At 60.8% G+C, this 22,614-nt stretch carries 21 protein-coding genes; 11 read left to right on the plus strand and 10 right to left on the minus strand.

What is annotated here, in order from left to right:
• Nucleotides 1-58: 58 nt before the first annotated feature.
• Nucleotides 59-2,389: a penicillin-binding protein 1A gene (locus AC1RTQ_RS05510; protein WP_492874639.1), complete on the minus strand. Its 2,331-nt coding sequence runs from the start codon at nucleotides 2,387-2,389 to the stop codon at nucleotides 59-61.
• A 349-nt stretch (nucleotides 2,390-2,738) separates the two neighbouring features.
• Between AC1RTQ_RS05510 and AC1RTQ_RS05515 the strand changes: the two genes are divergently transcribed.
• The 10 genes from AC1RTQ_RS05515 to AC1RTQ_RS05560 all read left to right on the plus strand — a co-directional run bounded on the left by AC1RTQ_RS05515 (nucleotide 2,739) and on the right by AC1RTQ_RS05560 (nucleotide 12,513).
• A complete protein-coding gene (locus AC1RTQ_RS05515; protein WP_492874640.1) occupies nucleotides 2,739-3,821 on the plus strand; it encodes a pilus assembly protein PilM in 1,083 nt (360 codons plus the stop codon).
• On the plus strand, nucleotides 3,818-4,429 hold the full coding sequence (locus AC1RTQ_RS05520) for a PilN domain-containing protein (protein WP_492874972.1): 612 nt from the start codon (nucleotides 3,818-3,820) through the stop codon (nucleotides 4,427-4,429). Before AC1RTQ_RS05515 ends, AC1RTQ_RS05520 begins: the two co-directional genes overlap by 4 nt.
• Nucleotides 4,429-5,103, plus strand: a complete 675-nt coding sequence (locus tag AC1RTQ_RS05525) for a type IV pilus inner membrane component PilO (RefSeq protein WP_492874641.1) — start codon at nucleotides 4,429-4,431, stop codon at nucleotides 5,101-5,103. Before AC1RTQ_RS05520 ends, AC1RTQ_RS05525 begins: the two co-directional genes overlap by 1 nt.
• Nucleotides 5,100-5,651, plus strand: a complete 552-nt coding sequence (locus AC1RTQ_RS05530; RefSeq protein ID WP_302092251.1) for a pilus assembly protein PilP — start codon at nucleotides 5,100-5,102, stop codon at nucleotides 5,649-5,651. Before AC1RTQ_RS05525 ends, AC1RTQ_RS05530 begins: the two co-directional genes overlap by 4 nt.
• Complete coding sequence (locus AC1RTQ_RS05535; protein ID WP_492874642.1) at nucleotides 5,648-7,759, plus strand: type IV pilus secretin PilQ; 2,112 nt, start codon at nucleotides 5,648-5,650, stop codon at nucleotides 7,757-7,759. The genes AC1RTQ_RS05530 and AC1RTQ_RS05535 overlap by 4 nt, the downstream gene beginning before the upstream one ends.
• A 114-nt stretch (nucleotides 7,760-7,873) precedes the next feature.
• Nucleotides 7,874-8,410: a shikimate kinase gene (locus AC1RTQ_RS05540; RefSeq protein ID WP_492874643.1), complete on the plus strand. Its 537-nt coding sequence runs from the start codon at nucleotides 7,874-7,876 to the stop codon at nucleotides 8,408-8,410.
• 64 nt (nucleotides 8,411-8,474) lie between these two features.
• A complete protein-coding gene (gene aroB / locus AC1RTQ_RS05545; RefSeq protein ID WP_492874644.1) occupies nucleotides 8,475-9,572 on the plus strand; it encodes a 3-dehydroquinate synthase in 1,098 nt (365 codons plus the stop codon).
• 84 nt (nucleotides 9,573-9,656) lie between these two features.
• Nucleotides 9,657-10,835 (plus strand): deoxyguanosinetriphosphate triphosphohydrolase, encoded by a 1,179-nt coding sequence (locus AC1RTQ_RS05550; RefSeq protein WP_492874645.1) that lies wholly within the window; start codon nucleotides 9,657-9,659, stop codon nucleotides 10,833-10,835.
• A 155-nt stretch (nucleotides 10,836-10,990) separates the two neighbouring features.
• Complete coding sequence (locus tag AC1RTQ_RS05555; protein ID WP_492874646.1) at nucleotides 10,991-11,608, plus strand: DUF1415 domain-containing protein; 618 nt, start codon at nucleotides 10,991-10,993, stop codon at nucleotides 11,606-11,608.
• On the plus strand, nucleotides 11,608-12,513 hold the full coding sequence (locus AC1RTQ_RS05560) for a class I SAM-dependent methyltransferase (RefSeq protein ID WP_492874647.1): 906 nt from the start codon (nucleotides 11,608-11,610) through the stop codon (nucleotides 12,511-12,513). The genes AC1RTQ_RS05555 and AC1RTQ_RS05560 overlap by 1 nt, the downstream gene beginning before the upstream one ends.
• 45 nt (nucleotides 12,514-12,558) lie before the next feature.
• Here the strand turns inward: AC1RTQ_RS05560 and pgi are convergent, their stop codons facing one another.
• Nucleotides 12,559-14,160, minus strand: a complete 1,602-nt coding sequence (pgi, locus tag AC1RTQ_RS05565; RefSeq protein ID WP_492874648.1) for a glucose-6-phosphate isomerase — start codon at nucleotides 14,158-14,160, stop codon at nucleotides 12,559-12,561.
• A gap of 15 nt (nucleotides 14,161-14,175) precedes the next feature.
• Nucleotides 14,176-15,141 carry a transaldolase gene (gene tal / locus AC1RTQ_RS05570; RefSeq protein WP_302092244.1) on the minus strand — a complete coding sequence of 322 codons (966 nt, stop codon included), beginning with the start codon at nucleotides 15,139-15,141 and terminating at the stop codon, nucleotides 14,176-14,178.
• A gap of 244 nt (nucleotides 15,142-15,385) precedes the next feature.
• Here tal and AC1RTQ_RS05575 point away from each other — a divergent pair, with 244 nt between their 5' ends.
• Nucleotides 15,386-16,231: an SIS domain-containing protein gene (locus tag AC1RTQ_RS05575; protein WP_003058703.1), complete on the plus strand. Its 846-nt coding sequence runs from the start codon at nucleotides 15,386-15,388 to the stop codon at nucleotides 16,229-16,231.
• A gap of 213 nt (nucleotides 16,232-16,444) precedes the next feature.
• Here AC1RTQ_RS05575 and catC read toward each other — a convergent pair whose 3' ends face one another.
• The 7 genes from catC to AC1RTQ_RS05610 all read right to left on the minus strand — a co-directional run bounded on the left by catC (nucleotide 16,445) and on the right by AC1RTQ_RS05610 (nucleotide 22,577).
• Entirely contained in the window at nucleotides 16,445-16,729 is a 285-nt protein-coding gene (gene catC / locus AC1RTQ_RS05580) for a muconolactone Delta-isomerase (protein ID WP_302092243.1), read from the minus strand.
• 57 nt (nucleotides 16,730-16,786) lie between these two features.
• Nucleotides 16,787-18,124: a short-chain fatty acid transporter gene (locus AC1RTQ_RS05585; RefSeq protein ID WP_302092242.1), complete on the minus strand. Its 1,338-nt coding sequence runs from the start codon at nucleotides 18,122-18,124 to the stop codon at nucleotides 16,787-16,789.
• 205 nt (nucleotides 18,125-18,329) lie between these two features.
• On the minus strand, nucleotides 18,330-19,067 hold the full coding sequence (locus AC1RTQ_RS05590; RefSeq protein ID WP_409813800.1) for an SDR family oxidoreductase: 738 nt from the start codon (nucleotides 19,065-19,067) through the stop codon (nucleotides 18,330-18,332).
• A gap of 51 nt (nucleotides 19,068-19,118) precedes the next feature.
• Nucleotides 19,119-19,427 (minus strand): YciI family protein, encoded by a 309-nt coding sequence (locus AC1RTQ_RS05595; RefSeq protein WP_304352008.1) that lies wholly within the window; start codon nucleotides 19,425-19,427, stop codon nucleotides 19,119-19,121.
• A gap of 19 nt (nucleotides 19,428-19,446) precedes the next feature.
• Nucleotides 19,447-20,508 carry a cyclase family protein gene (locus tag AC1RTQ_RS05600; RefSeq protein ID WP_492874649.1) on the minus strand — a complete coding sequence of 354 codons (1,062 nt, stop codon included), beginning with the start codon at nucleotides 20,506-20,508 and terminating at the stop codon, nucleotides 19,447-19,449.
• Between the two features lie 68 nt (nucleotides 20,509-20,576).
• Complete coding sequence (gene pcaD, locus AC1RTQ_RS05605; protein WP_492874650.1) at nucleotides 20,577-21,374, minus strand: 3-oxoadipate enol-lactonase; 798 nt, start codon at nucleotides 21,372-21,374, stop codon at nucleotides 20,577-20,579.
• 207 nt (nucleotides 21,375-21,581) lie between these two features.
• Complete coding sequence (locus tag AC1RTQ_RS05610) at nucleotides 21,582-22,577, minus strand: Bug family tripartite tricarboxylate transporter substrate binding protein (protein ID WP_492874651.1); 996 nt, start codon at nucleotides 22,575-22,577, stop codon at nucleotides 21,582-21,584.
• Between the last annotated feature and the right edge of the window lie 37 nt (nucleotides 22,578-22,614).

Consider the following 22,614-nt stretch of genomic DNA (forward strand, 5'->3'; position numbering starts at 1 on the left):
GGTGCTGGAATAAAAAAGCCTGCCTCGATGAGAGGCAGGCTTTTTGTTGTTGGAGGCCTTAGTTTCTGAACAGGTCCAGAATGCGGCTGCGCTCCTCTGCGGCCGGCGGTTGGGTGGCACCCGGGCCTGCGTTGCCAGGATCGGAGACGCCTTCCATGCCGAGGCTGGAGACGCCGCCGTTGCGTGCGTTTTCTTCGTAATACCAGTCGCCGCCCATATTGACCACGCCAGGCGGGGTTTGCACTTCGGCCACTGGCACGCCCTTGAGCGCGTGCTGCATGAAACTGATCCAGATGGGCAGGCTCAGGCCGCCACCGGTTTCGCGCGAGCCCAGATTGCGCGGGGTGTCGTAGCCAATCCAGGAGACTGCGGCAATGCTGGGCTGGTAACCGGCAAACCAGGCGTCCACCGAGTCATTGGTGGTGCCAGTCTTGCCATACAGGTCGGGGCGCTTGAGTGTGGCCTGGGCACGTGCAGCCGTGCCCACGCGTGCCACATCATTGAGCAAGGTGCCGGTGAGGAAGGCATTGCGCTCGGGGATGGCCTGGGGCAGCTCCTTCACCGCGGGTGGCGTGAACTCGGAGAGGATGCGACCCTTGTGGTCTGTCACGCGGGCAATCAGCCAGGGATTGATGCGGTGGCCGCCGTTGGCAAACACCGAATAGGCGCCCGCCATCTGCAGCGGCGTGACGGAGCCGGCGCCCAGGGCCATTGTCAGGTAGGCGGGCTGTTTGGCGGCGTCAAAGCCAAAGCGCGTCGCCCATTCCTGTCCGGTCTTCGGACCGATGGCCTGAAGCAATCGGATGGAGATCATGTTCTTGGACTTGTTCAAGCCCGTGCGCATGGTCATGGGGCCGTCGTAGCGGCCGTCGTAGTTCTTGGGCTCCCAGGGCTGGCCACCGGTGGTTGCTGCACTGAAGAAGATCGGTGCGTCGTTGATCATGGTGGAGGGCGAGAAGCCGTGCTCCAGCGCCGCCGAGTAGATGAAGGGCTTGAAGCTGGAGCCCGGCTGGCGCCAGGCCTGGGTCACGTGGTTGAACTTGTTCTTTTCGAAGTCGAAGCCTCCGATCAGCGCGCGGATGGCGCCGGTTTGCGTGGACATGGCCACAAAAGCGCCTTCGACTTCGGGCAGCTGGGTGATTTCCCAGGCACCCTTGGCGTTCTTGATGGCGCGGATCACGGCACCGGGGCGGATCTTGATATTGGGCGGTGCCTTGGGGCTGAGGCCGGATTCGGCGGGCTTGAGGTTGTCGCCCGTGATCTCGAAATGGGTACCGTCCGCACGGGCCGCGACGATCTTGCGAGGCGATGCTTCCAGCACCACGGCCGCAACCACATCGCCGTTGTCGGGATGGTTGGCCAGCGCATCGTCAATGGCGTCTTCCAGCTCCTGTGCGTTGCTGGGCAAAGTGATGAACTTCTCGGGGCCGCGGTACTTCTGGCGACGTTCGTAGTTCATGATGCCTTCGCGCAAAGCCTTGTAGGCAGCCTCTTGTTCACCGGCATTGAGGGTGGTGTAGACGTTCAGGCCGCGGGTATAGGCGTCGCTGCCGTATTGGGCAAAGATCAGCTGACGGGCCATTTCAGCCACGTACTCTGCATGTACGCGGGTCGAATTGGCAGCAGTACGCAGCTTGAGCGGCTCTTCGCGGGCCTGCTTGGCCTGCTCGGCGGTGATGAAGCCGTTTTCCTCCATGCGCTCGATGATGTAGAGCTGACGGATGCGAGCGCGCTTGGGGTTGCTGATCGGGTTGTAGGCCGATGGGGCCTTGGGCAGGCCGGCCAGCATGGCGGCTTCTGCCACCGTGATGTCCTTGAGCGGATGGCCGAAATAGGCTTCACAGGCTGCTGCAAAGCCATAGGCGCGGTTGCCAAGGAAAATCTGGTTCATGTAGATCTCGAGGATCTGCTCCTTGGTGAGCAAGTGCTCAAGCTTGAAGGTCAGCAGTATTTCGTAGATCTTGCGGGTATAGGTCTTCTCGGAAGAGAGATAGACATTGCGCGCGACCTGCATGGTGATGGTGGAGGCGCCCTGGCTCTTGACCTTGCCCAGGTTGGCCAGCGCAGCACGCAGCATGCCCTTGTAGTCCACGCCGCCATGCTCGAAGAAGCGGGTGTCTTCGATGGCCAGCACCGCATCCGTCATGACCTTGGGGATCTCGTTGATGGGCGTCAGGGTACGACGTTCCTCCCCAAATTCGCCCAGCAGAGCGCCTTCGCTGGAGTAGACCCGCAGCGGTAGCTTGGGGCGGTAGTCTGCAAGTTCGGAGACGTCTGGAAGATTGGGGTAAGCCATGGCCAGCGCCACGGCCACGGCCAGCAAAACGGCCAGGGCAGCAGCGACGGCAAGTCCGATCAGCCAGAAAATGGAACGCGGCAGCCAGTGCATGCGTTTTTTGGGAGTTTGAGACCCAGGCGCAGGTGCCTGGTGAGCAGAATGTTCTGATGGCGGCATTTCGCAGTATTGGCAAGGGGTAGGGCATTATAGAAATGCCGCCCGGAAAAGCATCGTGGCGGCAGGGGAGGGGCCGCGCTTTGATGGAATCCTAAATCACAGGGTAAGCACCAGTATGCGCAGGGACTGAAGTTCTTGCAGTTTGACGTTACACAAGTTTGTCTTTTTTTGACCACGAAATACGGTGCAAAGCGCTGCAGCAAAGCATGTTCTGCTATAGCTTGCTGCTAGGATCCCGGGGTATTGCTGGCTTTTGTTTCCATTCTTACAAACCTGGGGGGGCATGTTGATTGCTCTGAGTTCTTTATTCAGCCGTCAGCCTGCGCCTTTGCTTGGCATTGATGTCAGCTCCTCCAGCGTGAAGCTGGTCGAGCTGGCCAAAAGCAAATCCGGCGAGTGGCAACTGGAGCGTTGTGCGATTGAGCCTCTTGAAAAAGGCTGGATCACCGACGGCAATATCGAGAAATTTGATGAGGTGGCGGAGGCTGTGCGCCGCCTGGTCAAGAAAAGCGGAACGCGTACAAAGCAGGTGGCCATGGCGCTGCCGGCAGCTGCTGTGATTACCAAGAAGATCACCTTGCCAGCCGGCTTGACCGAGCTGGAAATGGAAGTTCAGGTCGAGTCCGAAGCCAATCAATACATTCCGTTCTCGCTCGATGAGGTGAGCCTGGATTTCTGTGTCATAGGCCCGTCGCTGGCATCGCCTGGCGATGTGGATGTGCTGATCGCGGCGTCACGCAAGGAAAAAGTGCAGGACCGCCAGGGCCTGGCCGAGGCTGCCGGTCTCAAGCCCATCGTGATCGATATCGAGCCCTACGCCGCCCGAACGGCAGCAACGCGTCTGGTGTCGCGTTTGCCCAATGCCGGGCGTGACGCTGTCGTGGCGCTATTCGAGGTGGGAGCAATGACTACCAGCATGCAGGTGCTTCGCAATGACGAGGTGCTGTATGAGCGTGATCAGGCCTTTGGCGGTGCACAGCTCACCCAGTTGATTGCGCGCCAGTACGGTTTTTCTCCGGAAGAGGCAGAAGCCAAGAAGCGCAACGGCGAATTGCCAGACGACTATGCGGCTGGTGTGCTCAAGCCCTTCGTGCAAAGCCTGACCCAGGAAGTGGCGCGGGCGTTGCAGTTCTTCTTCACGAGTACTCCCTATAACCGCGTCGATCATGTTTTGCTGGCCGGTGGATCGTCGTCCTTGCCGGGGCTGGTGGATGCCGTCAGCCAGCAGACTGGATGTGCCTGCAGTCTTGCCAATCCTTTCGAAGGCATGGAAATTGGCAGCGGCGTGCGTCTGAAGAGGATGGCGCGTGAAGCGCCGTCCTATCTGACCTCTTGCGGCTTGGCCATGCGGAGGTTTCAAGAGTGATACTGATTAACCTTTTACCGCACCGCGAAGCAGCCAAAAAGCGCCGTAAAGAAGCGTTTCAGGTCAATATGGTGCTGGGCGCACTGGGTGGACTGCTGATCGCAGCACTGATTTACTGGTACTTCCAGATGATGATCGAGGGCCAGCAGAACAAGAACAATTTGCTGCGCTCCGAAATCACGGTCCTGGAAACACAGATCAAGGCAATCGAGGGGCTTGAGGCTGAAATCGCCGCTCTGCGTGCACGACAGAAGGCGGTGGAGGATCTCCAGTCCGACCGCAATCTGCCGGTGTACATGCTCAATGAGCTGGTCAAACAACTGCCGGACGGTGTCTACATCAGCAGCATCAAGCAAGAAGGCCTGTCTGTGACCATGCAGGGAACTGCGCAGTCGAATGAGCGTATTTCCGAGATGCTGCGCAATCTTACGGATGGCTCGCCCTGGTTCTCCAAGCCGGAGCTGATGGAAATTGTGGCCAAGACGGTTGATGTGACTGCCAAGGATAAGCGCCGTGCAGCTGCATTCACATTGCGCTTCAATCTGGCCAGGGCCAGCGATGCGGAGAAAAATCTGCTTGCTGTGACCTCCCCTGTGAAGGCGCAGTAATGGCAAAAAAGAAGAAATCTCTGGACATCGACTTCGTTGCACTGCAAGAGAGAGTTCAGCGTCAATTCCGGAATCTGGATCCCAATGATCCTTCGGTCTGGCCTGCCTTGCCCAAGGCACTGCTGTATGTTGCGATTGCAGTCGCGGTCGCTGCCTTGCTGTGGTTCGTCATCCTGAAGGATTACGAGGCAGAGCTGGACGCCGAGCGTGCGACCGAGGTGACTCTGCGCGAAGACTACTCCAGGAAAATGATCAAGGCGGTGAGTCTGGATGGCTTGAAGAAGCAGCGCGAGCAGGTGCAGCAGTATGTGATGCAGCTGGAAAAGCAACTGCCCAGCAAAGCGGAGATGGCTGCTCTGCTTTCCGATATCAACCAGGCAGGCTTGGGACGTAGTCTGCAGTTTGAAGTATTCCGCCCTGGCGCCATGGTGGCCAAGGAGTACTACGCCGAGCTGCCAATCACCCTGAAGGTGACTGGGCGCTATCACGACATCGGTGCTTTTGCCTCGGATATCGCTTTCCTGTCCCGTATTGTGACCTTGAACAATCTGTCCATCACTCCGGGCGGCAAGGACACGGATGTGCTGTCCATGGATGCCACGGCACGGACATTCCGATATCTGGATGCGGACGAAGTCAAGGCGCAGCGCGACGCGGCCAAGGGGAAGAAATGAGCAGAGCATTCTTGAGCCCTGTCTGGTTGGTCCTGATGAGCAGTGCTTTGCTGGCGGGCTGCGCCTCCTCCGAGGAGGAGCAACTGCGTGAGTGGATGGCCCAGGAGCGGGCCAATGCCAGGCCTCGTGTGACTCCTCTGGAAGAGCCCAAGCCTTTCAAACCCCAGGCCTATACAGGCGCTGATGGCATGGAACCCTTCAATCCGCTCAAGCTGATCCAGGTGCTGCGCAAGGAGTCTGCGCAATCCAACATCAGCACGGCGTTGCTCACGCCAGAGCTGAGTCGCCGCAAGGAGCCGCTGGAGGCCGAGCCGCTGGACACCATGACCATGGTGGGCAGTCTCGACAAAAAGAACGTGCCCACGGCCTTGGTCAAAGTTGGCGGTCTGCTCTATCAGGTACGTGTTGGCAACTATCTGGGGCAGAACTACGGAAAGATCACCAAGATTACGGAAAACTCCATCCAGCTAAGAGAAATTATCCAGGATGGCGGTGGTGACTGGATTGAAAGAACAAGCACTTTGGAGTTGCAGGAGGTTGGCAAATGATGGGTATTAATCGCAGCACTATGGCGAAGGCCCGTTGGGGTCTGACCCTGAGCGGCCTTTTGCTTTCTTCGGCAGCTTGGGCGCAAGCACGCATTGAGGCTGTTACAGGCACTTTGCAGTCAGGCTCCGAGGTCGTCCGTGTTGAGATGTCCGAACCGCTGGCTGCAGACCCGACCGGATTCGTGGTTCAGTCTCCTGCGCGTATCGCTCTGGATTTTCCGGGTGTGAGCAATGGTTCAGGCAAGTCCTTGCTTGAATTCAATCAGGGCAATCTGCGATCAGCAAATCTGGTGGAAGCATCGGGTCGCTCGCGTCTGGTGTTGAACCTGAGGACGGCTACGACCTACCGCTTGCAGCGCCAGGGCAAATCTTTGCTGATCTTGCTTGATCCCGCAGGTGCGGCGACAGCCGCTGCAGCTGCGGCTCCTGTCATGGCTCCGGTGTTCGAGAACAAGACGGCAGCCTCTGATGCAGCTCCGATTCGCGGTATCGACTTTCGCCGTGGTAGCGATGGCTCCGGCCGGGTTGTCGTCAGCCTTGGCAGCAGCCAGGTTGGGGTGGATCTGCGGCAGGAGGGCAAGGGTCTGACGGTGGACTTCCTGCGTACAGCCCTGCCTGAAAATTTGCGCAAGAAGCTCGATGTGGGAGATTTCGGTACGCCTGTGCAAACGATCTCGACCACTCAGCAAGGTGATCGTGTTCGGATGCGCATTGACCCCGTGGGGGACTGGGAGCACAGCGCATACCAGAGCGACAATCAGTTCGTGGTGGAAGTGCGCCAGAAAAAGGTCGACACCAGCAAGTTGACGCAAGGCCCGGGCTACAGCGGCGAAAAGCTGTCGCTCAATTTCCAGAATATTGAAGTGCGTTCTTTGCTGCAGGTCATCGCGGACTTCACCAACTTCAATATCGTCACCTCGGATACGGTGACCGGTGCCTTGACTCTGCGTCTGAAGGATGTCCCTTGGGACCAGGCTCTTCAGATCATCATGGATGCCAAGGGGTTGGGTATGCGCAAGTCCGGCTCCGTGCTCTGGATCGCTCCCAAGGACGAGATTGACGCACGTACCAAGCGTGACTACGAAGCGGCCATGGAGATCCAGAAGCTGGAGCCTCTGCGCACGCAAGGCTTCCAGCTCAACTATGCGAAGGCGGCGGACATTCTGCAGCAGATCACGACTTCGACAGGCGGCGGTGGTGCCGGCGGCACAGGTTCCAGCACGCGCTTTCTGTCGTCGCGTGGCTCCGCCATTTCCGAGCCACGCACCAATCAGTTGTTTGTGACGGATACGCCGACCAAGCTGGAAGAAATGAAGGCTTTGCTGGCAACGCTGGATGTGCCGGTACGCCAGGTCATGATCGAGGCCCGCATTGTGGAGGCACGCGATACCTTTGGCCGTTCGTTGGGTGTGAAGTTTGGCGGAGGGGCTGCAGGCAGCAATGCCGCCATGACATCGTCCCAGTTTCTGCCGGGCGGAAACTCTGGATCGACCAAGTTCCCCAGTGGCAATTTTGTCAATTTGCCGGCCAGTGTTGCTGGCGTTAACACGGTGGGACAGGTCGCATTTTCGGTCTTCAATAGCTCGATGTCGCGTTTTCTGTCCCTGGAGCTGTCCGCTCTGGAAGCTGAGGGTGATGGCAAGATCATCTCCAACCCCCGTCTGGTGACCGCAGACCAGAACAAGGCCTTGATCGAGCAAGGCACGGAATATCCTTATTCCGTCACGGCGCCGAACGGCGCCACGACGATTGCGTTCAAGAAGGCAGTGCTGAAGCTGGAAGTGACTCCGCAGATCACGCCTGAAGGCGACATCATTCTGGATCTGGATGTGAACAAGGACAGCCGCGGCGAGACCACGACTCAGGGCGTCGCCATTGATACCAAGCATGTCAAGACCCAGGTGCTGGTCGAAAATGGTGGCACCGTGGTGATTGGCGGTATCTTTGAGCTGGAGGAGACCAACCAGCTCAACAAGGTACCGCTGTTCGGAGATCTGCCTGTGTTGGGGCATTTGTTCCGTAGCAATACCAAGGCTTCGAGCAAGCGTGAAATGCTGGTTTTCATCACTCCCAGGATGCTGAGCCAGGCGCGCAGCACCAGCAAATAACTGTTATCAGTTTTTACATAGGGCCCGCACGAGTTGATGCGGGCCTTTTCATTTGTAATATCTGCGGGCTGCGAGAATCATGGGCTGGCCAGATTGGCGGATGACGGTAACGCGATGACTGTTCTAAAGAAATTTCATATTGCCCTTGTGGGCTTGCCAGGCTCCGGCAAATCCACCATCGGACGCTATTTGGCCAAGCGTTGGTCTATGCCTTTTGTGGATGTGGATGTGGCCATTGAAGAGCATATCGGCTGCACGATCCGCGATTTTTTTGCCAAGGAAGGCGAGTCCAGATTCAGGGATGTAGAGCAGGTGGTGCTGGCAGCGCTGCTGGCGCGACCTGAGAAAACGGTGGTTGCCACAGGTGGCGGTGCCGTGCTGAAGGCTGAAAACCGGCAAGAGCTGACCGAGCATGCACAGGTGGTCTATCTGAGTGCATCACCGCATGAAATTGCCAAGCGCCTGCAGCGGGATACGCAGCGCCCCTTGCTGCAGGTGGACAATCCATTGCAGCGCTTGCTGGATTTGCATGCCATCAGAGATCCGCTCTACAAGGAAGTGGCGGATTTTGTGGTGGCGGGCAGCGGCCTGTCTGCTGCGCAGGTGGCTCAGCGAGTGGCCATGCAGATTGAACTCGGTCAGCATTCCTGATTGCGCTGAAAAGCTTGCTGGTCAATACACTGCGTGTGGTTCCTGCTATGTATTTTGAGAGAGGTTGAACGTGGAAACGGTGCATATTGATCTGGGAGAGCGCAGCTATCCCATCGTGATTGCAGAAGGCTTGCTGGCCCAGAGCTCCACTTGGCAGGCATTGCCCAAGGCGGCGGCGGCTCTGGTCGTGACGAATGATGTCGTGGCTCCGCTTTATCTGTCTGCGCTCAAGCAGGCCCTGAGCGGCCAATATGCCCAGGTTCATGAGGTGGTGCTGCCCGATGGTGAAGCGCATAAAGACTGGCAGACCCTGAACCTGATCTTTGACGCCCTGCTGCAGCATGGATGTGATCGCAAGACAGTGCTGTTTGCGCTGGGCGGCGGTGTGGTGGGCGATATGACGGGCTTTGCTGCCGCCAGCTATATGCGTGGCGTGCCTTTTGTGCAGGTGCCGACCACGCTGCTGTCCCAGGTCGATTCCTCGGTGGGGGGCAAGACGGCCATCAACCACCCGCTGGGCAAGAACATGATTGGGGCCTTCTACCAGCCGCAACTGGTGCTCTGCGATCTGGCTACGCTGGATACCCTGCCCGAGCGCGAGTTGAGCGCAGGTCTGGGGGAAATCATCAAATACGGCCCCATTGCCGATATGCAGTTCTTCGACTGGCTTGAACAGAACATGGATGGTCTGCTGCGCCGCGATCGCGACTTGCTCGCCCATGCCGTCAAGCGAAGTGTGCAGATCAAGGCCTGGGTCGTGGGGCAAGACGAGAAGGAAGCGGGTCTTCGCGCGATTCTCAATTTTGGTCATACCTTTGGTCATGCGATCGAGGCCGGCATGGGCTACGGCAACTGGCTGCACGGTGAGGGTGTGGCGGCAGGGATGGTGATGGCAGCTGAGCTGTCCCAACGTCTTGGCCTGGTGGAGGCGAGCTTTGTCTCGCGCCTGCGCAAGCTGATTGAGCGAGCGGGCTTGCCGGTGCGCGCAGCGGTCATCGATGCCCATGACAATGCCGCTCGCTATCTGGAGCTGATGCGGGTCGACAAGAAATCCGAAGCCGGTGAAATCCGCTTTGTGCTGATCGATGGTCCTGGCAAGGCGGTGATGAGGTCGGCGCCCGACGCGCTGGTGCGTGAAGTGATAGGCAGTTGCTGCGCTTGATGGATGGCGCTATGTGAGCAGACCCTGGGGGCGGCAAGCCCATAGCTGTTAGAGTCATTGCATTGAGTTGTTGAGGCGATTTGCATGACCGCTCTGGCTTCCTACGCCTGCCATCCCCAGCAAAGTCGCGGGCGTCGCTTTGCTGAGCCCCCGGCTCCCACGCGCAGCGACTTTCAGCGCGATCGGGATCGCATTGTTCACTCCTCGGCCTTCAGGAGGTTGGTTTACAAGACCCAGGTTTTTGTGAACCATGAGGGCGATCTGTTCCGAACCCGGCTCACGCATTCTCTGGAAGTGGCGCAACTGGGGCGCTCCATCGCGCGTTCTTTGCGGCTGGATGAAGACCTGGTTGAAGCCATCTGTCTGGCGCATGATCTGGGGCACACACCTTTTGGACACGCGGGGCAAGACGCGCTCAATGAGTGCATGAAGCCCCATGGCGGCTTTGAGCACAACCTCCAAAGTCTGCGTGTCGTGGATAGGTTGGAGGAGCGTTATCCTGCCTTTGACGGTCTGAACCTGACTTTTGAAACGCGCGAAGGAATTCTCAAGCATTGCTCGCTCAGCAATGCGCAATGGCTGAATGCACGGGAGCCCGGCGGCGTGGCTCAGCGTTTTCTGGATGGCACTCAGCCTTCTCTGGAGGCTCAGCTATGCAATCTGGCGGATGCGATTGCCTATAACGCCCATGATGTGGACGACGGCGTTCGATCGGGTTTGATCACCATGGCCCAGTTGCGTGAAGCCGTGCCTTTGTTTGCCCGCTATTACGCCTCGACATTGGCGGATTGGCCCGATCTGGCTTTGCCGGATGCTCAGCGCAAGCTGCTCTATGAGAGCATTCGCCGCATGCTCAGTGACCAGGTCTATGACGTCATCCATCACTCACAGGCCGGTATTGAGCAGGCGGCTGTGAACTCGGTGCAGGAGGTTCGTCAGCATGGCCGGACGCTGATCGGTTTCAGCGAAGAGATGAAAGCGCAGTCCCTGGTGCTCAAGCAGTTCTTATTCAGGCAGCTCTATCGGCACCCTCAAGTCATGCAGACCATGAACAGTGCCCAGCAAGTTGTGAAAGAGCTGTTTGCCGCCTATATGGTGGAGCCTGAGCGCATGAAGCCGCGCTTTGTTCAGCGTGCCCATATCGCCACTACCCTGCATGAACGTGCGCGAGTGGTGGCAGACTTTATTGCGGGCATGACGGATCGTTATGCGGCGCGCGAGCATGAGCGCATTACCGGGCTTAGGCTGCTGGGCGAGGCCTGAGGGATGCTTGCCAACGGTCTTGCTGCCAGTGGCGAGCATGGCACAGGCCGGATCGCTAAAATAGCGGCGCTGTGTATCTAGAGCCGGAATATTTCCCGCCCAGTGCGCATTCTTTGGGGGCGATGGCCCCCGTTTGCATTTTGGAGGGCCTTGTCATGACCGAAACTTCAACCATCGCCGATCAGGCTTTCCCGCCAGAGCTTGTGATTGCGGATACCGTGCGCTGGCTGGAAAAGGCAGTCATCGGCCTCAATCTTTGCCCCTTCGCCAAAGGCGTGCATGCCAAAGCCCAGATCCACTATGTCGTCAGCGATGCGAGCGATGCACAGGGCGTGGCGGATGCCCTGCATCGCGAGCTTGAGGCCCTGGCCGAGGCCAGCGCGGAAAAACGCGACACCACGCTGCTGATCCTGCCCCATGCCTTGCAGGACTTCCTGGACTTCAATGACTTTCTTGAAGTGGCCGATGCCATGGTCGAGGAGCTGGATCTGGGCGGCATCTTGCAGGTCGCCTCGTTTCATCCTCAATTTCAGTTTGAGGGCACGGATGTGGATGACGTCACCAACTGCACCAATCGTGCTCCCTATCCCATATTGCATTTGCTGCGGGAAGACAGCATCGACAAGGCAGTGGAGGTGTTTCCTGAAGCCGAAACGATATACGAGCGCAATATGGAAACGCTGGAAAAGATCGGCATCGAGGGCTGGCTGGATCTGGATGTCGGGGCTCGCTGCCCCGTGACCGGCCATGGTGAGGCAAAGGCAGAGAAGTGATGGGTAAGACCGACAAAAAGCAGAGCCTGCAAAAGCCCGCCAAAGCAGGGGCACTTGATATCGCCGAGCAACTGGGGCTCAAGCCCGGCCAGAGCCTTGAGCTGCTCAAGGCTTTGCATATTCTGACGCGCGAGGGCAAGCTCAATCAGGATTCGCGCCGCAAGCTCAAGCAGGTCTATCACCTCTATCAGTTCATCGAGCCTTTGCTGACAGAACTGTCTAAGGATGGGCATGCCGTGACACTGGCTGACCATGGGGCGGGCAAGTCCTATCTGGGGTTCATTCTTTACGACCTGTATTTCAAGGCCTTGGCTCAGGGCCGGATTTTCGGTATCGAGACGCGTGCGCCGCTGGTCGAGGCGTCTCAGAAGTTGGCGACTGAACTTGGCTTCGATCGCATGGAGTTTCTCAATATGTCGGTGGCCGAGTCGACGCGAGCAGACTTCATGCCCGCGCAGTTCGATGTGGTCACGGCCTTGCACGCCTGCGATACGGCGACTGATGATGCGATAGCCTTCGGGCTGGAAAAGCAGGCCAAGGCCATGGTGCTCGTGCCTTGCTGTCAGGCAGAGGTGGCAGCATGCCTGCGCCAGACCAAGGCCATGAGTCTGGCGCGCACTCCGCTGGCCGAGTTGTGGCGTCACCCGATCCACACTCGCGAGATGGGCAGTCAGATTACCAATGTGCTGCGCTGTCTGTATCTGGAGGCTTGCGGCTACCAGGTCACGGTCACCGAGCTGGTGGGCTGGGAGCACAGCATGAAAAACGAATTGATCGTGGCCCGTTACACGGGGCAGAAAAAGCGCAGTGCGGCGCAACGCCTGCTTCAGCTGCTCGCCGAGTTTGGGCTGGAAGGTCTGGCCGGCGTGCGCTATCCCCATTTGCCGCAAACCAGCGCGGTTTGAGCAGGCTTGAAGCATGAGCCCTAGCGGGCTCGCTGTTCGTGATGCTCAGTGACCTTGCATCAGGCGCTTCATCAGCTCCTGCGTCGATGCGTCCACTCCTGCCCAGTCATTGTGGCTCTGGCGGGTATGCAGCTGCTTTGCCAGCTTCTTGCCCAGCTCCACACCCCACTGGTCGAAGCTGTTGATATCCCAGATGGCGCCGGAGACAAAGATGCGATGTTCATACAGCGCGATCAAGGCGCCCAGAGAGGCGGGGTCCAGTCTTTCAAGCATCAGGAAGCTGCTGGGGCGATTGCCGTCGCAGTCTTTTTCCAGACCTTCGCCGCTGCGCCCCACCATCAGCGCCTGGGCCTGGGCAATCGCGTTGACCACCAGGCTTTGATGGTGCTCTCCCAGGTATTTGCCCCCGTCGCGCAGGGCGATGAACTCGACCGGTATGACATCGCGCCCCTGATGCAGCATCTGGAAAAAAGCATGTTGCCCATTGGTGCCGGGCTCGCCCCAGATCACCGGTGCAGTGGGAGCTGTGAGTCGAACGCCATTCTTGTTGATGCTTTTGCCATTGCTCTCCATCTCCAGCTGCTGCAGATAGGCCGTCAGGCGGCGCAGACCATGGCTGTAAGGCGCAATGCAGCGGCTGGAAAACTGGCAGAAATTGCGATACCAGACATCCAGCAGACCCAGGCGCACCGGAAGATTGCTTTGCAGGGGGGCTGTGAAAAAGTGGGCATCCATCGCATGCGCGCCGCCCAGTAGCGCCCTGAATTGCTCCGAACCTATGGCGATGGCAATGGGCAGTCCGATGGCGGACCACAGTGAAAAGCGTCCGCCCACCCAGTCCCAGAAACCCAGTGTGCGCTGTATGCCGAACTCTGCCGCCGCCTGTGTGTTGGAGGTGAGAGCCACGAAGTGTCGGTCGATAGAGCAGGAGGCCTGTGGATCTGCGCTGCCTCCATGATCGAGAAACCACTGCCTGGCCGAGCGTGCATTCAGCATGGTCTCTGCCGTGGTGAAGGATTTGGAGGCAATCAGGAACAGCGTGCTTTCCGGCTTGACCCGCCGCAGCACATGTCCCAGTTCATGGCCGTCTACATTGGAGACAAAGTGAAAGTTCTTGTCCTGGTCTATCCAGTCCTCAAGGGCATTGACCACGACTTCCGGACCCAGGTGCGAGCCGCCGATGCCGATATTGACGATATCAGTGATCTGCTGGCTGCCCCTGATCTGATCGGCCAGGGCGAGCATTCGATCCAGCGTGTCGTGCACTTCACGCAGTGCCGAACGCATGTCCTGGGGCCAGGAGCGAAGCACAGGGGACTGGGCGAGCTGCCCGCCGTCTGCGGGAGTGCGCAGCAGCCAGTGCATCGCGCTGCGCTGCTCGCTGGTATTGATGGCTGCGCCGGCCAGCATGGCATCGCGTTTGCAAGCGAGCTGGCTCTCGGCTGCAAGCTGCCCCAGCAAGGCCTCGGTCTCGCAAGTCCAGAGGTTCTTCGACAGGTCGGCGAAGACATATGGTGCCTGCATGCTCAGGGCATCAAGACGTTGTGGGTCCTGTGCAAAAGCCTGGCGCAAATCCAGATGCTGGATCTGCGACCGGTAATGGGTTTGCAAAGCCTGCCAGGCAGGCAGCTCGTGACAAAGAGGCATCAAAGGAAATTCCCGTCAATCTGCAGCCGCTTGCTGCATCAATGCTTCCAGCTTCAGGGTGTCTGCGGTGAAAGCGCGAATGCCCTCGGCCAGCTTTTCCGTGGCCATGGCATCTTCGTTCAGCGCAAAGCGAAACGAGGCCTGGTCGTACAAAACGCGCTCCTGCGGCTGGGCCCTGGCCTTGTCCGGGTCCAGGGCGCGGGCCAAAGGCATGGCGTCGTCCTGCTGTGCACGGAGCTGGGCCAGCAGCTCAGGTGCAATGGTAAGCAGATCACAGCCCGCCAGAGCCAGAATCTGGCCGGTATTACGAAAGCTTGCACCCATGACTTCGGTGGAAACATCGAAGTGCTTGTAGTAGTCGTAAATTTTCTGCACCGAGCGCACTCCGGGGTCATTGGCACCAGCCATGGCGGCCTCATCCCATTGCGCGCCGGCTTGCTTTTTGTACCAGTCGTAGATGCGGCCCACAAAGGGCGAGATCAGCTGGACCTTGGCCTGGCCGCAGGCAACGGCCTGACAGAAGGAGAACAGCAGCGTCAGGTTGGTGTAAATGCCGCGCTGCTCAAGAATGCGGGCCGCTTCAATCCCTTCCCAGGTGGCGGCGATCTTGATGAGCACGCGCTCGGTGTGGATGCCTGCGGCCTGATACAGCTCGATCAGTCGCTCGGCGCGCGTGACCGTGGCCACGGTGTCGAAAGACAGGCGGGCATCGACCTCGGTGGAGACACGGCCGGGGATGGTGTTCAGAATCTCGCAGCCGAAGCGCACCAGCGTCCGGTCCATGATTTCGTCCAGCCCTCTGTCTTTGAACTGCGCCACGGTAGCGCGCATCAGCGGCGCATATTCGGTCTTTTGAACCGCCTTGAGAATCAGGGATGGATTGGTGGTGGCATCTTGCGGTTGAAACTGCGCCAATTGATGAAAATCACCGGTGTCCGCGACCACGGTTGTGAATTGCTTGAGCGCCTCCAACTGATTCATGTCCATCCTTTGCTGTGTTTCAAACTAACCAGCAAGTGTAGAGCGTGAATCCCAGATTGAGAACGAGCCTGCCGACACTCTGTTTGATGGTGCATCAAGGCAAACCCTGCTGAATATGTTCGCTCTCCTATTTATTTGCGGAAATATTCAAGTTTTGCAGCCATTTTGCAAGGTGTGAGGCGCTTCGGTCTTATGCTCGCCTTTTTCTGCACGCATTTATTGCTTCCACCTCATCCGCGCCAATATGCTTGATCGGATTACCGCCTCCCTTCCGTCCCTGGCGCCTGCAGAGCAGCGTGTTGCACGCCTGGTGCTGGCCGACCCGCGGGCCTTCGCGCATCTGCCGGTGCGAGAGCTGGCAGTGCGGGCGCATGTCAGCAAGCCGACGGTGGTGCGCTTTTGTCGCAGCATGGGCTATGACGGCCTGGCGGACTTCAAGCTCAAGCTCGCGGGCAGCGTCAGCGAAGGCGTGCCCTTCATCCATCGCAGTGTGGACAGCGATGACAAGACCAGCGATGTCATGGTCAAGGTGGTGGACAACGCGGTTGCCGCTTTTCTACAGTACCGCAATGCGGCCAGCACGGCGGCCATAGAGCAGGCTGCGCAGGCGATTGCGGCGACCTGGCAGACGGGCAAACGCATCGAGTTTTACGGCGCCGGAAACTCGGGCATCGTGGCGCTGGATGCCCAGCACAAGTTTTTCCGCCTCGGTGTGACCAGTCTGGCCACCAGCGATGGCCATATGCAGGTCATGAGCGCCACCTTGCTGGGTCCGGGCGATTGCGTGGTCATCATCTCGAACTCCGGCCGAACGCGGGATCTGATGGATGCGGCGGATATCGCCCGCAAGAACGGGGCCACCACGATTGCCATCACGGCCAGCGGCTCGCCTCTTGCCTCGGCGTGCCAGGTGCATCTGGCTGCCGATCACCCTGAAGGCTACGACCGCTACAGTCCCATGGTCTCGCGGCTGCTGCACCTGCTCATCATTGACGTGCTGGCGACCTGCGTGGCTCTGCGCATCGGGCCAGCACTGCAGCCGGCGCTGGAGCAGATGAAGAACAATCTGCGCGCCAAGCGCTACACCTGAAGACCTGCAAAGACGCAGTCCGGGACGGACAGCAGTGAAGGTCCGAATGCTCTTTTAATAGGAGCTTCTATCGCTCTATTGATAAACATTTCAGATGCAAAACATATTGAATTTGTTTGTGAGTAGGCGATGACAGCTATCAAAAAAAAGCCCATGCGGCCAGGAGCTGCATGGGCTTTGTTATGGGCGGGCGCTTGCCCGCAGCTTCCGTGCTTACTCCTGCACGATGGAGGAGGGGTGGTTGGCTAGGGGCTTGACCTTGATCTGCATATATGGGAACAGCGGCAGGCCGCTGAGCAGGCTGTGCAGCTCGTCATTGCTCTGGACATCGAAGATGCTGACGTTGGCGTATTCGCCCACCACGCGCCAGATATGGCGCCACTTGCCTTCGCGCTGCAGCTTTTGCGAGTATTCCTTCTCGTCCTGCTTGATCTGCGCAACCAGGGCGGGGTCCAGCGAGTGGGGGATCTGGACAATCATTTCGACCATGAACAGCATGGGTTCTCCTAGGTGAGGATGTGAACGGAAAAACGGAAAAAGGACGTCGGCGCCCGGTTACAGGTGCGGCCAGATCAGCATGGTGCTCGCGTAGATCACGCCGACCAGCATCATGGAGACCACGGTATAGCCCATGATGTCCTTGAGCTTGAGCTTGGACAGCGCCAGGGCCGGCAGGATCCAGAAAGGCTGCACCAGGTCGTTCCAGCCATTGCCCAGCATCACCGACATGGCGGTCTGGGCCTGCGAGGCCCCCAGGGTCTTGGCCGCGTCGATCATGAACGGGCCCTGCAGCACCCAGTGGCCGCCGCCCGAGGGTGCGAAGAAGTTGATCACGAAGGAGCTGATCAGCCCCCACAGCGGCAGCGTGTGCTCGTTGGCGATGCTCACGAAGATGTGGGCGATGGACTCCACCAGGCCCGAGCCATGCATGATGGCCATGATGCCTGCGTAGAAGGGGAACTGCAGGATGATGCCGCCGATGGTCTTGACGCCCTCATTGACCTTTTCCACATAGAGCATGGGTGTCTTGAGCAGCAGCACGCCCAGGAACAGGATGAAGAAGTTGATCATGTTCAGGTCGAGGTTGCCGCCCTTGACGAAGTGCAGTACCACATAGGCCATGCCGCACAGGCCGATCAGCAGATTGAGCACGCGGCTGTTGTTCAGGCGGTAGGCCAGGGTCTTCTGGTCGCCCAGCAGGTCGTGGCCTGCGCCGCCCTTGCCTTCGTCAGCGGCCATGGCGGGGTCCAGCTCCACGATCTTCTCGCCGGCCTTGGGGTGCATGGCGGCGTTGAGCAGCGGCAGGGCGATGAGCACGGCCAGACTGGTCAGCAGCATGGGGGCCGAGAAGATGGTCTGCGTCAGCGGGATCAGGCCCATGCTGCTCTCGAAGGTGTGACCCTTGGTCGAGATCAGCACCGGAATCGTGGCCGAGAAGCCCAGGCTGTACATGGTGAAGCCGGTATAGGCCGAGGCGATGATCAGCGGATAGTGAACGCCCTTGACCTTGAGCGCCAGCTTGCGCGCCATGATGCCGCCGATCACCAGGCCGAAGCCCCAGTTCAGGTAGCTGCCCACGCAGCCCACGATGGTGGCCACGATGATGGCCTGGCGCGGCGTGTGCACGTGGCTGGCGATTCGGTCCAGGAAGCGGTTGACCAGGGGCGCGGCCGCCAGCACATAGCCCATGACCAGGATCACGGCCATCTGGGTGGTGAAGGCCAGCAGGCTCCAGAAGCCCTTGCCCCAGTCCTCGACGACCAGGTTGACGGGCCGGCTTTCCACGGCAAAGGCCAGGACCATGGTCAACAGGGTCAGCAGGATGGCGAAGACAAAGGGGTCGGGCAGATACTTGCGCATCAGCTCGGTGAAGAAGGCGGTGATTTTCGACATGGGTGCCGGTCTCCGGGGTTGGAATGGTTTGTGGGGAGAGGAAGGCGCCTGCGCCGTGGGGCGCAAGGCTGGAGCGTGGTTCTGCTCAAGCGGCCGGCAGGGCTCGCGTCAGAGACGCCGAGCCAGGGCCGTCCCGCAGCGTGGGCGTCGTCCCCCTCCCGCGCAGCGAGAGAAGGGGGAGGCCGAACTGCGGCTCAGCGGGTGTTCATACGGACGCCACGCCGACGGTCATGCCGCCGCAGACATAGAGCACCTGTCCGGTCACGAAGCCGCTGCGCTCGTCGAGCATGTAGGACACGGCATGGGCCACGTCTTCGGGTGTGCCCACGCGCTTGACGGGCACGGACTGGATGATCTTTTGCGTGCGCGGTGCATCGGGCGGGTTGGCCTTGTCGAACAGCTCGGTGCGGATGGGACCGGGGCCGATGGCGTTGGCCGTGATGCCCCATTGGCCCAGCTCCAGCGCCCAGACCCGTGTCATGCCGATCAGGCCGGCCTTGGTGGCTGCGTAGGCGGTGCGCAGGTCCTTGCCCAGCGCGGCGCGCGAGGACATGTTGACGATGCGCCCGAACCCCGCCTCCTTCATGCCGGGCAGCAGGGCCTGCATGCACTGGAAGGCGCAGCGCAGGTTCAGCGAGACGGCCAGGTCGAACTCGGCCAGGGTCTGGGACGCGGCGTCATTGGGCACGACCACGCCCACGTTGTTGATCAGGCGCGTGATGGGCCCGCCCTCCAGGGCCAGGCGCAGGGCGCGGGCCGTGTCCTCGGCATTGCTGAGGTCGGCCTGGATGCCGCCCGCAACGTGATCAACCACACGGTCGATGATGATGGGCTCGTAGCCGTCGGCACGGCAGCGCTCGGCGGCGGCCGCACCGATGCCGGCACCGCCACCGGTGATCAGCACGCGGGGACGGACAGGAAGGGAAGCGTTCTGGGAAGACATGGCAATACTTTCGGGCGGAATGCGGGGAAAGGAGGGGCGGCCGGACTGGAGCTAGGCCGCCGCAGGCAGGTGGCTGGTGCCGGCGACATAGGCTTTGCGCCAGCGGGTGATGGACACGCGCTCGAACAGGCCGGCCTGGAAGAAGGGGTCGGATTCTATGAAGGACTGGGCTGCTTCGCGCGTGTCCAGTTCCACCACGTACAGGCCGCCGCCGAGGTCGCTGCCGTCGTCGGCCAGCTTGGCGCCGCAGGCCAGCAGCAGGTGTTTGTGGGTGTCCAGAAAGTCCAGGTGTGCGGGGCGATGGGCCTGACGCACGGCCTGGTGGCCGGGCTTGTCGAAGGTTTCGATGATGAAGGGCATGAAGGCTCCGGTGTTGGGCTCAGACCGTGGCGACCGGTGTGACCGGCGAGGCGATGGCACCCGGCAGGTTCAATGGCGGCGCTGTGAGCAGGAAGCGATGGCGGCCGTGCTCGCGCAGCCAGTGCGCCAGCGGCGTCAGATGCCACAGCTCACCCAGGTGCACGCCCAGCTTGAACAGGCAGTGCTCGTGCAGGGGCAGGGCCGCGCAGCAGGCGGCGCCCGGGCGCGCGGGGAAGGCCTCGACCGCGTAGTTGTCGGTGGCGATGACGGCGATCTGGCTGTCGGTGATCCACTGCAGCAGGCGTGCATCGCGCCCGTCGAGCACGGCGCAGGCGTGTTCCAGCACCTCGGGGTCGGGGTTTTTGTGCATGTCCAGCACGCGCTGGGCAAAGCCTGTGTGCAGGCACAGCATGTCGCCGGGTTCGATCTGCACGCCGTCGGCGGCGATGACCTGCATCAACTGCTCGTAGCCGACCAGGGTGCGGGCGTCGCCGAAATGGGCGCGCAGGTCCACCATCACTCCGCGGCCTTGCACGCCGTTGCGGGCCATGCCTTCAATGCCCAGGGCCTTGGCGCAACTGGTGCTGGCGTTGTCGTCAAGGCGCGCGGGAATGCCGGTGCCGCTCAGCTCGGCGGGGCCCACGATGTCGACGCCGGCGGCAAAGCCGTTGTAGTACAGCGGCTCGGGCAGGCCGTCGCCATTGGCATCGAACAGGGCGCCCACGTGGGCCAGGCCGTCCCACTGCGTGGAGTACTGCAGCGAGAGGATGACCATGTCGTCCGAGAGCACATCGGTGCGGCCCGGCTCCAGCTCCTGCAGCAGGCAGTTGAAGTTGACGCGGCCCTTGCGCTGCAGCGGGCGCAGCACGGGCGGCTTGCGGTTGGGGTTGAGGGCGCTGCCGCCCGGGTAGTCCAGCGGCAGGCTCAGCGCAAAGCGCTGGCCGGTCTGCACTTCGGCTGCACCTTGGCGGACTTTTTCGGGGGTCAGCAGGTTCAGGCGGCCGAGCTGGTCGTCTTCACCGAAGTCGCCCCAGGTCGAACCTTGGGGGCGCTGCTTCCAGCGGCGGGAGCGTGTGGACATGGCAATCTCCGTATCACAGGCTGTGGCGGCCGCTGCCGGATGCGGGCAGCCGGTCGTCGCGGCGTCGGTCAGTGCTGGCGCGCAAAGCCGGCCAGGGCTTGCTCGAAGGCCTCGGGTGCCTCCAGGTTGGACAGGTGCGAGGCCTGCAGCTCGGCCAGCTGCGAGCCGGCGATGGCGGCCTGCATGGCCTGGGCATCGGCCACCGTGGTCACGGGGTCCTGTGCGCCGGCCACCAGCAGAGTGGGGGTGGCGATGCCGGCAATCGCAGTGCGCAGATCTTCGCGGGCCAGGGCTTCGCAGCAACTGGCATAGCCCTCGGGCGCGATACCTGCGATCCAGCCCTGGGCGCGTTGCACCACGGCGGGCTGGGCAGCCGCGAAGCCCGGCGTGAACCAGCGGCCGGGCGATGATTCGGCCAGGGCCAGCATGCCGGCCGCGCCGTTGGCGCGCACCTGGGCGGCACGTTCCAGCCAGGCCGACTCCACGCCGATCTTGGCGGCGCTGTTGGCCACAGTGAGGCTGCGCAGGCGCTGGCCGGCATTGACGCCCAGCCACAGGCCGGTCAGGCCGCCCATGGAGATGCCGCAGAAATGCGCCTGCTGCACCTGCAGCGCGTCGAGAATGGCCAGCACGTCACGGCCCAGCTGGTCGAAGCTGTAAGGGCCGCTGCTGCAGACACTGGCACCATGGCCGCGCGTGTCGTAGCGCAGCACACGAAATTCGCTGCGCAGGGCAGCTGCCTGCGCGTCCCACATCTCCAGCGTAGTGCCCAGGGAGTTGGAGAGCATGAGCACGGGAGCGTCGGCAGGGCCTTGCAGATCAATGCGGAAATCGCCGGTGGCGGTGGAGAGGAGAGAGGTGGTCATACAGACTTGCAGACGATGCGTGAAATAGAGCGCGCAGCAGCGCATGAAACTGGCGTGGACCAAGCCAGGGACAGCGAGCAAGGGCCTATGCCGGCCGCGCCGTCCCGCAGCGGGGGCTGCCCCAGCGAGGCTGTCGTCCCCCTCCCGAAGGAGAGGGCGCCGTGCCACGGGGGAAGCCGCGCAGCGGCTCAGGGGGAGTGTTGGATCTCAGACGCTGGCGCCGGAGTCCTTGACGACCTTGCCCCACTTCTTGGTTTCGGCGTCGATGAACTTGGCAAAGCCTTCCTGGGTGTCGATCACGACTTCTCCGCCCTGGTCGTTGATCTTCTTGATCACGGCGGGATCCTTGAGCACCTTGGCGATGGCGGCATGCAGCTTTTGCTGGATATCGGCCGGTGTCTTGGCCGGAACGAAGAGACCGAACCAGGAGGTGGCCTCATAGCCGGGCACGCCGGCTTCGGCCACGGTGGGCACATCGGGCAGTTCGGGCGAGCGCTTGGCCGTGGTCACGGCGATGGGGCGCAGCTTGCCCGAGCGCACATGCTGGATGGCCGAGGGCATGTTGTCGAACATGATGGCGATCTGGTTGCCCAGCAGGTCGGTGATGGCCGGCGCGCTGCCCTTGTAGGGCACATGCACCATGTCCAGATGGGTCATGGACTTGAACAGCTCGCCCGACAGATGGATGGAGCTGCCCGAGCCCGAGGAGCCGAAATTGAGCTTGCCGGGATTGGCCTTGGCGTAGGCCATCATTTCCTTGACCGTCTTGAACGGCTGGCTGGGGTGGGCCACCAGCAGATTGGGCACATTGGCGACGCGAGTCAGCGGAGCGAAGTCCTTGACCGGGTCGAAGGGCATCTTCTTGTACAGGGCTTCGTTGATGGCGTGCGTGCCCACCGTCCCCATGAACAGGGTGTAGCCGTCGCCAGCTGCACGGGCTGCGGCCTGGCCGCCGATATTGCCGCCCGCGCCGGGGCGGTTGTCGATGATGATGCTCTGGCCCAGTTCGGTGTTCAGGGCCTGACCCACCACGCGCGCCAGGATATCGGTCGTGCCGCCGGCCGAGAAGGGCACGATCATGGTGATGGGCTTGCTGGGATAGGGCGTCTGGGCCATGGCGGGAGCAGCGCCCAGAGCGAACAGGGCGGTTGCTGCCAGGGTCTGCAGACTGCGGCGGCGAGACAGGGAAAGGGAATTCGACATTGAGGTCTCCGGGAAAAGGCAAGACACCGCCGGCCAG

The sequence above is a fragment of the Comamonas sp. GW821-FHT11H03 genome (assembly GCF_058807955.1).